This window comes from Advenella sp. S44 (assembly GCF_002810445.1).
In the GTDB taxonomy this organism is placed as follows: Bacteria; Pseudomonadota; Gammaproteobacteria; order Burkholderiales; family Burkholderiaceae_B; genus Advenella.
The window spans coordinates 448,660-460,537 of record NZ_NEXS01000001.1; the positions used below are offsets into that span (position 1 = coordinate 448,660).

The window sequence follows — 11,878 nt, forward strand, 5'->3', positions numbered from 1 at the left end:
GTAAGCACCGATGAGCGAACAACAATTGCGCAAAGTACTTGTCGCAAACAGAGCAGCGGTGGCGCAACGAGTCATACGTGCGCTGCGTGAACTCGGCATACAGTCAGTTGCGGTCTATTCAGAAGCAGATCACGACTTACCCTACTGGAAAGAAGCCGACGAAGCATACGCGATCGGACCGCCCGCCGCACAGGCAAGTTACCTGAATACAAAGGCAATTCTGGATGTCGCTAAATGCAGTGGTGCGGATGCTATTCACCCCGGGTATGGCTTTTTATCAGAAAACGCCGATTTTGCTGAGCAAGTACAGGCAGACGGCATGGTATTCATCGGGCCAAGCCCGAGGTTTATTCGTGAGCTTGGACATAAGTCTCAGGCCAGAGCGTTGATGAGCCGGCATGGTATGCCTATGGCCCGCAGTTCCGACGTCTTGCCGTCATTGGAGGCGGCTCTTGTTGCCATAAAGGATATTGGCTATCCCGTATTGCTCAAGCCAGCGGGCGGGGGTGGGGGAATCGGTATGATTCCAATCCGTCGTGAGCAGGAGGTTGAAAAATCGTGGCAGCAAGCGAGCACGTTAGCACAGCGGTTTTTCTCTCAGGCTGATCTGTTTGTGGAGCAACTCATTGAAACACCGCGCCACATTGAGTTCCAATTTCTGGCTGATCGCTACGGAAATGCCCGTTGCGTTTTCGAAAGAGATTGCTCAACGCAAAGACGCCATCAAAAAGTCATCGAGGAAGCACCGGCGCCGGCACTGGCCAGAAGCATCATCGACGCTATGGCAAGCAAACTGGAGACGATACTTTCCAGGCTGCAATACGATGTCATCGGAACTGTCGAAATGTTGTACACACCGCAATCTGGATTTGTATTCCTGGAAGTAAATACTCGTCTGCAAGTTGAACACGCGGTAACGGAAGCGGTTACCGGCATTGATTTGGTCCATGCCCAAATACGGTTGGCAGCAGGGGCCAGGCTGGACGAAGTAATACCTGAGCGACCTGTTCTGAAAGGGCACGCCATTGAAGCTCGCGTGTATGCCGAGGATCCGATACGGTTTTTTCCGTCGCCAGGTTTTCTGACGGCATTTGAGCCTCCTGTGCACCAATCGGTACGGATCGAAACCGGGTACTGCAGTGGAACGCGGGTGTCCAGCCACTACGATCCGATGCTGGCCAAGGCCATCGCCTGGGGCAATGATCGAGATGCTGCAATAGACAACTTAATTGCCGCGTTGAAGGACTTCAGAATTGAAGGCGTAAAGCACAATATCCCGTTCATACAGGATGTCCTGTCATATCCCGGCTTCAGGCAAGGACAGGTGTCTACGGATATGCTGAGGCAAATCCAACAAACCGCAATAACAAGCTAGATAGCGCAATTTGCACGGCCTATCACCAATCACTAAAGTCGAGGAAACGAATATGAAATATCTGGAGTCGTCAGTAGCAGGTCGAATAATCAGCCTTCAGTTACAGGTCGGCCAAAGTGTAAAGGAGGGAGACGAAATCGCAATCATTGAATCGATGAAGATGGAACTTCCCGTCGAAGCAGAACATTCCGGCACAGTAGTTAGAATATTGGCTGCTGTGGGTGACGAAGTTGACGAAACACAGGCATTGGCTGAAATCGAAGAATGATTATGATTACAACTGAAATACGACATTTTCAGGGAGCCGCTGTTGCCTTAATAAGAATCGACAATCCGCCGGTAAATAGCCTGGGCAGCCAGTTAAGAGTGCAACTAGGTGAAGCATTGACGTCAGCCATCGCCAATTCTATGGTCCAGGCGATTGTTTTGACCGGCACAGGGCGATTCTTCTCGGGTGGCGCGGATATCCGCGAATTCAATACGCCAAAAACTGGCGTGCAGCCTGTGCTCAGAGAGATTATTTCAATCATTGAAAATGCAGCCAAGCCTGTTGTCGCAGCCATCAATGGCATCGCTTTGGGTGGAGGCCTGGAGTTGACTTTGGGTTGTCACGCGCGAGTTGTTTCGCAAGAGGCGAAATTGGGCCTGCCGGAGGTCAAGCTGGGGGTGTTGCCCGGCGCAGGCGGGACGCAGCGACTGCCACGGCTAGTTGGTGTGCCCGCAGCGTTGGATATCATTGTGGGCGGAGAGCCCCTGACAGCTGATCAGGCGCTGGCCTGTAGTCTTGTGGACCAAGTAGCGGCTGGCAGTCTGCTGGACGAGGCGTGTGCCTATGCTGTTTCGATTATACAGGGAGCGCGGGCTCGATCGCATATTGACCAAGCGCCACTTGACGAGTCCGTCGATGAAGCGGTCTTTGAGAACGCCAGGAAAAAGGCAAAACGAAAATATCGCGGATGTACGGCCCCCTTGACATGTATCGAATGCGTTGCAAAGTCGCTTTCAACCGATCTTTCATCGGGCTTGGCCTATGAGGCAGAGCAGTTCGCCTTGCTTGTCAATGGCGAACAATCCAAAGCGTTGCGGCATATATTTTTTGCCGAGAGAAAAGCAGGAAAGCGACCTGCCATGAACGGGGCTTCTTTTGCCATTCGCAAGGTCGGTGTTGTCGGTGCAGGTACTATGGGTGGTGGCATTGCCATGAGTCTGGCCAATGCCGGAATTCCGGTTGTGTTACTCGAGCAGTCTGATGCTGCCCTCAAGAAAGGTTGGGAGACGATCCAGCACAACTATGCCGGTAATGTCAAACGCGGCCGTTTCACCGAAAGCCAGGTGCAGCAACGGTTACTGTTGATTCAGCGAACGACCCGGTATGAAGATCTGTCGGACTCAGATCTGATTATCGAAGCGGCATTCGAAGATATGGCGGTGAAAAAGGAGATTTTCACTCGCCTGGATTCGGTGTGCAACATGGACACGATTCTGGCCTCCAATACCTCCAGACTGGATATTGACGAAATTGCTGCGGTGACTTCTCGCAAAGAGAAGATCCTGGGCATGCATTTTTTCAGTCCTGCAAATGTCATGAAATTGCTGGAAGTTGTCAAAGGCGCTCATACATCAGACCAAGTCATCAATGCCGTATTCAAATTGGCGGTCAAGATGGATAAAACGCCGGTGCTTGTGGGGGTGTGCGACGGTTTTGTCGGCAACCGCATGATCAGCCATTACACGCGCGAGGCCTATTTTCTGTTGGAGGAGGGAGCCAGCCCTGCTCAAATTGACGGTGCCTTGCGCAGCTTTGGTATGGCGATGGGACCTTTAGAGATGCAGGACATGGCAGGCCTGGACATCAGTTGGGCGGCAAGGAAACGCCAGGCCGCAAGCCGTCCCCCCCATCTTCGCTACTCATGTGTTGCGGATCGGATTTGCGAAATGGGGCGATTCGGCCAGAAGACTGGTTCAGGATTCTATCGTTATGCGTCTGGCAGTCGCACGCCCTTGCCTGATCCCGAAATCGATGTGCTAATTGCACGCTGCGCGCAGCTGGCGGGAATCACCAGGCGCGAGATTTCAGATCAGGAAATTATCGCACGCACTATCTACGCCCTGGTCAATGAAGGTGCAAAAATCGTGCAAGACAAAATTGCACAGCGGCCTTCTGATATCGATGTGGTCTATGTGGCCGGATATGGATTCCCGATGTTTCGCGGTGGGCCCATGTTCTATGCAGACAGTGTCGGCTTGTCAGCAGTGCTTGAGACCGTTAAAGACTTTCATGAACGGTTTGGCGATTACTGGTCGCCCGCACCATTGCTGACGCAGCTGGCACAAAACGGTGGAAAATTTTCGGACCTGTAACTCACCTGCCGGCAGGTATATGGCAAATAACCAGCAGATTCAACAAGGAGCAATTATGGCGTCTGAGCACAAAGGCCCTGAAGCCTACTATTTCGAGCGGCTTGAACAGGGAATATTTGAAATACAGCAATGTGTCGACTGTCACAAACACCAATTCTATCCGAGAACGTTGTGTGTTCATTGCGGAGGCAGCCAGTTAATCTGGAACAAGCCTTCTGGCACCGGGACGGTATATTCTTACAGCATCGTACGGCGCAAGCCTGAAGCAGGCGGTGATTATAACGTTGTGCTGATTGATCTTGAAGAAGGGGTAAGGCTAATGAGCTCAATTGAAAATTGTGCTTTGGCGGATATTCATATCGGTCAGAAAGTGCAGGCCCGGGTTGCGCGTCGCGACGACGCCGCTGTCGTTGTGTTTGATGCTGTGGAGGTTGCCCATGCTTGATCTACGTGGCAAGGCAGTTATTGCTGGGGTTGGAGTAGCCGGTATGGGTGAAGCGCATGGCTACACGGAAATGGAATTGTTGGCTCAGGCAGCAACGCAAGCGGTTGCCAACGCCGGCCTGACCATGGCCGACATAGACGGAATTGCAACCTGCAGCTCTTCAGCCACGATGTGGGCGTTACCCGCTATCGAATACCTGGGGCTTCGCCCGAAGTTTATCGAAAGCACCATGTTAGGTGGATCCAGTTTCCTGGCACATCTGCTGCCGGCCATGCAGGCCATTGCCTCAGGGCAATGTAATGCAGTGCTGGTATGTTATGGGAGCACACAGAGGACAGCAACGTTCGGCCGTAAAGAAGGGGTAAAAGCACGGGCACTGCTTGATCCCCAGCCTTACGAGCAACCGTACAAGCCGCTGTCTCCCGTTACCTCATACGCACTGGCTGCACAGCGACATATGTATCAATATGGAACAACGAGGCGTCAGTTGGCGGAAGTGGCAGTCGCCGCCAGAAAATGGGCTCAGCTCAATCCAGAAGCGTTTATGCGCGATCCAATGAGCATTGATGATGTCCTGGCGGCACGCATGATCTCTGACCCATTTTCAGTCAGGGATTGCTGCCTGGTTACTGATGGCGCCGGGGCCTATGTGCTCGTGGCGGCGGACAGGGCTCGCGATCTGCCTGTTAAACCCGTGTATGTGCTGGGCAGCGCAACCGCAGTGTGGAATCGACAGGTTTCTTCCATGCATGATCTTACGGTGACAGCCGCTTCTGAATCAGGGCCTCGCGCAATGCAAATGGCGGGTGTTGATCACAAAGACATAGATTTGCTCCAGCTTTATGACGCCTTTACGATAAATGTACTGCTTTTTCTGGAAGATCTGGGTTTTTGCCCCAAAGGAGAAGGTGGCTCCTTCGTTGAAAATGGCGGCATCGCACCGGGCGGTCATACTCCGGTCAATACCAATGGCGGCGGGCTTTCCTGTGTTCATCCCGGCATGTATGGCATCTTTACCCTTATTGAAGCGGTACGCCAGCTTCGCGCAGAAGGGGGGCAACGTCAGGTTCCATCGGCCAGCATAGCACTTGTACATGGCAACGGAGGAACATTGTCAAGTCAATCGACAGCTATCCTGGGGAACGTGCAGCCTTGACCACAATGTTGGTCGATACGACCCCTCAATCAATCAGGGACAAAAATGCTTAACAAAACCTTCGCCGACCTGGAAACAGCAGTGGCAGATGTGCACGATGGCGCAACCATACTTATAGGCGGCTTTGGGGCGTCCGGTGTTCCTACGGAACTGATTTGTGCGCTTCTGGACCAAGGTGCGCGTGATCTGACTATCGTGAACAATAATGCGGGCAATGGTCCAATAGGTCTGAGTCAATTAATCGAAGCTGGTCGAGTGAGTAAAATGATATGTTCATTCGCACGCTCATCCAACAAACAGCAGCCCAATGCCAGCGCATTCGCTGATGCTTATCGTGATAAGCGTATAGCGCTTGAATGTGTTCCGCAAGGCACGATGGCCGAACGAATGCGCGCGGCGGGATCTGGACTGGGGCCGTTTTATACACCAACGTCGTATGGCACTGCCCTGGCACAGGGCAAGGAAGTCAGGGTGGAAGATGGCATAGGCTACGTACTGGAGTATCCGTTGAAGGGCGATTTTGCCTTTATCAAAGCCCAGTATGGCGATCGATGGGGAAATCTGACCTACCGTTATGCCGGTCGGAATTTCGGACCGATCATGGCCATGGCGGCGACAACTACTATTGCACAGGTAGACAGTATTCTTGCCTTGGGGGCGCTTCCTCCCGAACAAATCGTAACGCCAGGCATATTCGTCAAGCGCATTATCGAAGTCAAGAGAGATCACCATGTATAAGAAACTATCGCGGGCTGACATCGCCAGATTGGTTGCAGCTGACATCCCTGACGGCTGTTACGTTAATCTGGGCATCGGTATTCCCACCTTGATAGCCCAATACTTGCCAGACGACAGAGAGGTAATTCTGCACACCGAAAACGGCATCGTCGGGATGGGACCGGGAGATAGTGATGCGCCGCTGGATTTGGATTTGATCAATGCCAGCAAGGAGCCCGTCACGATCATTCCGGGCTCCTCGATCACTGACCACGCAACCTCTTTCGCCATGATGCGTGGTGGTCATATCGACTTGACTGTATTAGGCGCCTTTCAGGTATCTGCACTTGGCGATCTTGCCAATTGGGATACCGGGCGCGCAGATGCTATTCCTGCTGTCGGCGGGGCAATGGATCTGGTTGTGGGAGCAAAGAAAGTGTATGTCACCATGGAACACGTAACGCGAGAAGGCGAACCCAAGATAGTGCCTGATTGTGATTATCCGTTAACAGGTAAATCGGTTGTAGACAGGATATATACTGATCTAGCCATTATAGATATCACCAATAATGGATTGCTGGTGTCGGCAATGGTGCAAGGATTGACTTTTGATAACTTGCAGGCTTTAACAGCGGCGCCGCTGAAAATGAACAAAGACGTTGTTGCGTTGTAAATGCGACTGACCGCAGTCCAAATGATTGAATTAAAGCGTGCCGGGAAGTACCACCCCCGGCACGCTGGCCGTTGTTCAAAGTTTAGAAGACAATTTGTAAAGAAGCTATCCGCATAGAGCCCGACTTCGACCAGGGGTTCCCCCGCATGACATGGTGCCACAGCAATGAACCTTGAAAACCGTCTTTATGATCATAACGGGCCAGTAGCTCAAGTCGCAAGAATTCTATCTGCTAGTGTCGCTATTTCAACTGGCATAGCACATTGGACGCTGGTCAATCAAACTGGCAGGTTTCAATCGACGCGGGCACCCGAGAGGTTCACCGCTTGAGCCCATTGATCAGCTTCCGACTTTACATAGTCTCCGAATTGCTGTGGATTTAATTCCATGATCTGGCCGCCCATATCTTCTATGCGCTTGGTAAAGGGGGCATCAGAGGCCACCTTTGCCGAAGCCGCGTGCAATTTCTGTTGGATCTCGGACTTGAGGCCGGCCGGACCGAAAATACCAAACCAGGTTGCAGCATTGAAATCTTTTAATCCGGCCTCAGTCATTGTGGGTACATCCTTAATGGCGTCAATCCGTGTCGGGTTGGCAATTGCAACCGCATGCAGTTTGCCGGACTGGATTTGAGGCAGGGCAGCAGATAAGGTGATGAACGCCGATTGCACCTGTCCGGCAAGCATATCGGTAATAAGCGGTGCATCCCCGCGATAGGGCACGTGTATGAATTTGGCCCCGGTCTTATTCTGAAACATCGCTTGGGCCAGGTGTTGCGGCGAGCCATTGCCAGGCGAGCCCACCGTAATTCCGTCCTTGCTGTTCTTGGCCTTGCGGATGTACTCGTCCAGAGAATCTACTTTGTAATTGGGGCTTGTGACAAGCACGATTGGAATCCTGGCGATCAAATGAATAGGCGTGAAATCCTTTATGGGATCATAGTTCAGCTTGCGATATAAGCTTGCGCTAATGGTGTGAGCTGCAGTAGTTGTATAGAGGGTGTATCCATCGGAAGCAGCACGAGCAACACCACTGGCCGCCAGGGTTGTTCCCGCGCCAGGTCGATTCACAGCAACCACCGGTTGCCCTAGCTCTTCGGGCAATTGACTTATGACCATGCGAGCAATGACATCAGTCGCTCCACCTGCGGCATAGGGAATGACCATTTCAATTGGTTTATCGGGGTAGTTGCCCGCATATGACGCCGGGGATACGGTCAATATCGATAGGCTGGCGGCAAGCGCCAAGGTTTGGAAGTTCATCCTGTTTCTCCTCTGTCTATGTCAGTACGCACCGGGTTATGCGCGCTACGTTCAATATGTCGATTCTATTTTATAAAAATAGAACTATCGTTCTATTTTGTGATTATGAAGAGTAGGCAAACATTTTGCAAGTATTGAATACGGATGACGGCAGCGGGTCCTTGACAATTAGATTGTCAGATATAATAATAAAAATAGAATGAACGTTCTGTTAAACAGAACATTTTAGAATGCGGAGTGAGTTGATGGAACAACAGACAAATTTAACCCCCAAAGCCTTTTTGATAAATGGTGAATGGGTTTCGCATGAACAGGACTATTTTGAATCAATCAATCCTGCTAGTGGCCAGGTAAATTACCGGCTGTCAACGGCCAACCACGAAGATGTTAATCTGGCTGTGCGTACGGCAACGAATGCCGCCCGGCAATCTTCATGGCGCGATATGCTGCCACATGCACGGGCACAGATTCTTAATCGAATGGCCGCGCTGATCACGGAGCGAGCCGAGGATTTCGCCCGCCTGCAAATGATGGAAAATGGCAAAGTGTGGGCAGAGTGCAAGAACCAGGCCGCCAGTGCGGCGGCAACATTTCGTTATTACGCTGGCGTATGCGAAACACTTGGCGCTGAGGTGACACCGTCGCGTGGGAATTATCTTTCTATGGTTGCTTATGAGCCCTATGGCGTTGTTGCTGCGATTACCCCTTGGAATTCACCGCTGACGATGGAAGCACAAAAGGTCGCGCCTGCCCTGGCGGCAGGAAACGCCGTTATCCTGAAGCCATCCGAGGTAACACCATCCGCCGCTGTGTTGTTGGGCGAGTTGGGGCTGGCCGCAGGGCTGCCGCCCGGCATATTGAATGTGCTGACGGGCCACGGGGCAACCACAGGCAAGGCACTCGTAGAACATCCCGGTGTTCGAATGATCTCGTTTACCGGGGGTACTGCCAGCGGGCGTGCCATCGGCATGGTCGCTGCTGATCGGATCATACCCGTCGCCCTGGAGCTGGGCGGCAAGTCGCCCCATATTGTATTTGATGACGCAAATCTGGCAGCCGCGGTCGAGGGCATTGTCGGCGGTATTTTTGAAGGTAGTGGGCAATCTTGCGTGGCAGGCTCGCGCCTGTTCGTTCAGCGCAGTGTATATGAGAAGCTGCTGACGCTGCTGATTGAGCGGACCGAGCGTATCAAAGTGGGTTTGCCGGAGGACGCCAACGTGGAAATGGGGCCACTGGCCACGTTTGCTCACCGCGAGCGCATTGAGCAATTGGTAGATAGTGCTCGGGATGAAGGCGGCAAAATACGCCTGGGCGGTAAGCGCCCTGAGCAACCGGAATTACAGCAAGGGGCTTTCTATCTGCCCACTATCATTACTGAACTGAATAATCAGAACACATGTGTGCGTGAGGAAATTTTTGGACCCGTGCTGTGCGTGCTTGCATTTGAAGATGAAGAGGATCTGATAAAACAGGCGAATGACAGCGTATATGGGCTCGCATCGGGTATTTGGACATCCAACTATCAACGTGCGTGGCGCATTGCCTGCGCGTTGGAAACCGGACTGGTGTGGATCAATACCTACAAACAACTGTCTATTTCCACGCCTTTTGGTGGATTCAAAAATAGTGGCATTGGCCGCGAAAAGGGCATCAATGGCGTGCGCATTTATCAGCAAAGCAAGGGAATATATTGGAGTATGGACCCGCGCAGTTTGCCCTGACTACCGTCACAAAATATTGACATTTGCAATAAAGGAACATGATGTTTACATTCAAAATAATCGGCTTTATTGGAGTCGGCGTGATGGGCGAGCCAATTTGCCGTCATCTGGCGCAAAAATCGGGCCTACCCGTACTGGCGAACGATCGTGACAACGCGCCACTGGAGCGGCTTGCCGAATTCGGGGTGCGCAAGGCGTCGATAGCAGAGATTGCTGCTTCTGCTGACGTTATTTTTATGTCGTTGCCGTCAGGGGAGATTGTTCGCAATGTTGTGGAAGGCCAGGAAGATAGCGGGTTGCTCAGTTTGTGCCATCGTGCCCAGGTGGTTGTTGATCTGAGCACATCGCCGGTGCCGCTGACACGTGACCTGGCTGCCAAGTTTGCACAACGGGAGATCCATTTTGCCGATGCGCCTGTGATGCGCACACGAGCCGCAGCCGAGGCCGGTTCGCTGGCCGTGCCCGTCGGTGCCGAAAGCACACTGTTTGACCGAATTCGACCGCTGCTCGGTATGTTTGCAACCGATATCACCTATGGGGGGGATGTTGGCGCAGGACAGGTCATCAAGATCCTGAACAACATGGTATTGTATGAAACCGTGCAGGCACTGGCTGAAGCACGGGCTATTGGCGCTCGCGCCGGTGTGGATCCCGAGACGCTGTTCCAGGCTATGTCTACAGGCTCGGCCGATAGCTTTGCATTACGCAATCACGGTCTCAAATCCATTGTGCCGCAAGTGTTTCCTGAGCGCGCCTTCCCGGTAACGTACGCGCGCAAGGATCTGCAATATGCAGTGGCCCTGGCCGAATCAGTGAAGGTGGATGCTAGCGGAGCGAGAAATGTGATTGCCAGTTTTGACGCTGCCATCGCGCAGGGACATGGCGATAAATACGCGCCAGCCATTAGCCTTGTGCTGGAGGAAAGCTGATTTATTTAGTTGGAATATGTCATATAGCGTTGCCGATGGCGCCTTGGCGTCGTGCCGTTGTGTTATGGCATAATACTGTACTCACCATTGGGGTACACGGTTAGACAGAATATGGATGCCAATCAATCATCAGAGAGCGGAGTTGCTGCCGTCGATCGTGCAATCGCTATCTTGCAGGCGATGTCCAGTGAAGCAACGCCTATGGCCCTGGCAGACCTTGCGCGCAGTACCGGCTTATACAAAAGCACGTTACTGCGCCTTATCGCATCACTTGAAAAAGCCTCGCTTGTCGCCAGGCGCGCAGACGGTAGCTATGTGCTAGGCCCTTATGCTTATCAGTTGGGCCGGGCGTACGAGGCTACCCACCATCTGGTTGAAGTGCTTCGCCCTATCCTGGCCGGGTTGGTGGCGCAAGATACAGAAAGCGCATCTTTCCATGTGTATGACAGCAGCAGCACCCGGCTTTGTCTGCTGCGCATAGACTCTCACCATTCGACGCTGGATCGTATTGATGCGGGCGACTTGCTCCCACTGGATCGTGGGGCAGCCGGTAAGCTGATCACGCGTTTTCGCAGTACCAGCCTGGAGCCAAAACTGCCCAACGTAACCGCAGTCTCCCTGGGCGAACGCGATCCAAACTGTGCTGCAGTGGCAGTCGCCGTATTTGGTCCGGGCAACCAGATTGTCGGCGCGATATCGCTGTCGGGCCCGAAAGAGCGTTTCACGAACAAGGCAATTTCCAAGATGACCAAACAAGCGCTTATTGCTGCTGCGCAAGCGACGCAATTGCTGGGCGGACATTGGCCCGAATCCTGAAGACGTGCCTCCTTTTCTCAGTTAAAGGCCCCAACCACACCACTTATGCCAATGCAACCGCAGCAATTTCCACTTTAATTCTCGAGTCTGCCAGCCGCGCTTCCGAGCAAACCCGGGCTGGCGGACAAGCCGGATCGATCCACTTGTCGTAAACGATATTGAATGCGTCAAAATCAATAATGGCGGCCAGGTAAACGTCGACTTTAAGCAGCTTGCTTTTACTTGAGCCCGCCTCAGCCAGCAAAAGATCAATATTTTTCAATATATTGAGCGTTTGCTCTTGCAATGTGCCTTCCCGATTTTCAGCAACCTGGCCGGATATAAAAATCATGCCGTTTGCCGATACCAGCTGACTCATGCGGTTTCCTGCGTTGATGCGTTCAATAGTCATGGTTATGTCTCCTGTGGTGATATTTCAATTGT

Annotated in this window: 12 protein-coding genes; 10 read left to right on the plus strand and 2 right to left on the minus strand. The window is 52.5% G+C overall.

Features of this window, described 5'->3' with window-relative positions:
* The first annotated feature begins 10 nt into the window (after positions 1–10).
* Genes CAP48_RS02110 through CAP48_RS02140 form a run of 7 tightly spaced genes read left to right on the plus strand, consistent with a single transcriptional unit; the run spans position 11 to position 6,727 of the window.
* Complete coding sequence (locus tag CAP48_RS02110; protein WP_100694349.1) at positions 11–1,375, plus strand: acetyl/propionyl/methylcrotonyl-CoA carboxylase subunit alpha; 1,365 nt, start codon at positions 11–13, stop codon at positions 1,373–1,375.
* A 52-nt stretch (positions 1,376–1,427) separates the two neighbouring features.
* Positions 1,428–1,643, plus strand: a complete 216-nt coding sequence (locus tag CAP48_RS02115) for an acetyl-CoA carboxylase biotin carboxyl carrier protein subunit (protein WP_100694350.1) — start codon at positions 1,428–1,430, stop codon at positions 1,641–1,643.
* A 2-nt stretch (positions 1,644–1,645) separates the two neighbouring features.
* Entirely contained in the window at positions 1,646–3,736 is a 2,091-nt protein-coding gene (locus CAP48_RS02120) for a 3-hydroxyacyl-CoA dehydrogenase NAD-binding domain-containing protein (RefSeq protein ID WP_100694701.1), read from the plus strand.
* A gap of 19 nt (positions 3,737–3,755) precedes the next feature.
* Positions 3,756–4,181: a Zn-ribbon domain-containing OB-fold protein gene (locus tag CAP48_RS02125; protein WP_242444291.1), complete on the plus strand. Its 426-nt coding sequence runs from the start codon at positions 3,756–3,758 to the stop codon at positions 4,179–4,181.
* A complete protein-coding gene (locus tag CAP48_RS02130; protein ID WP_100694352.1) occupies positions 4,174–5,337 on the plus strand; it encodes a thiolase in 1,164 nt (387 codons plus the stop codon). The genes CAP48_RS02125 and CAP48_RS02130 overlap by 8 nt, the downstream gene beginning before the upstream one ends.
* A gap of 45 nt (positions 5,338–5,382) precedes the next feature.
* Positions 5,383–6,075, plus strand: a complete 693-nt coding sequence (locus tag CAP48_RS02135) for a 3-oxoacid CoA-transferase subunit A (RefSeq protein WP_100694353.1) — start codon at positions 5,383–5,385, stop codon at positions 6,073–6,075.
* Positions 6,068–6,727 carry a 3-oxoacid CoA-transferase subunit B gene (locus tag CAP48_RS02140; protein WP_100694354.1) on the plus strand — a complete coding sequence of 220 codons (660 nt, stop codon included), beginning with the start codon at positions 6,068–6,070 and terminating at the stop codon, positions 6,725–6,727. The genes CAP48_RS02135 and CAP48_RS02140 overlap by 8 nt, the downstream gene beginning before the upstream one ends.
* Positions 6,728–7,020: 293 nt before the next feature.
* Here CAP48_RS02140 and CAP48_RS02145 read toward each other — a convergent pair whose 3' ends face one another.
* Positions 7,021–7,989 carry a tripartite tricarboxylate transporter substrate binding protein gene (locus CAP48_RS02145; protein WP_100694355.1) on the minus strand — a complete coding sequence of 323 codons (969 nt, stop codon included), beginning with the start codon at positions 7,987–7,989 and terminating at the stop codon, positions 7,021–7,023.
* Between the two features lie 245 nt (positions 7,990–8,234).
* Between CAP48_RS02145 and CAP48_RS02150 the strand changes: the two genes are divergently transcribed.
* The 3 genes from CAP48_RS02150 (at position 8,235) to CAP48_RS02160 (ending at position 11,455) form a co-directional block, all read left to right on the plus strand.
* Entirely contained in the window at positions 8,235–9,710 is a 1,476-nt protein-coding gene (locus CAP48_RS02150; protein ID WP_100694356.1) for an aldehyde dehydrogenase, read from the plus strand.
* 38 nt (positions 9,711–9,748) lie between these two features.
* On the plus strand, positions 9,749–10,639 hold the full coding sequence (locus CAP48_RS02155; RefSeq protein WP_242444292.1) for an NAD(P)-dependent oxidoreductase: 891 nt from the start codon (positions 9,749–9,751) through the stop codon (positions 10,637–10,639).
* Between the two features lie 111 nt (positions 10,640–10,750).
* Positions 10,751–11,455: an IclR family transcriptional regulator gene (locus tag CAP48_RS02160; RefSeq protein WP_100694358.1), complete on the plus strand. Its 705-nt coding sequence runs from the start codon at positions 10,751–10,753 to the stop codon at positions 11,453–11,455.
* Positions 11,456–11,498: 43 nt separating this feature from the next.
* Here the strand turns inward: CAP48_RS02160 and CAP48_RS02165 are convergent, their stop codons facing one another.
* Positions 11,499–11,846, minus strand: a complete 348-nt coding sequence (locus tag CAP48_RS02165; protein ID WP_100694359.1) for a RidA family protein — start codon at positions 11,844–11,846, stop codon at positions 11,499–11,501.
* Between the last annotated feature and the right edge of the window lie 32 nt (positions 11,847–11,878).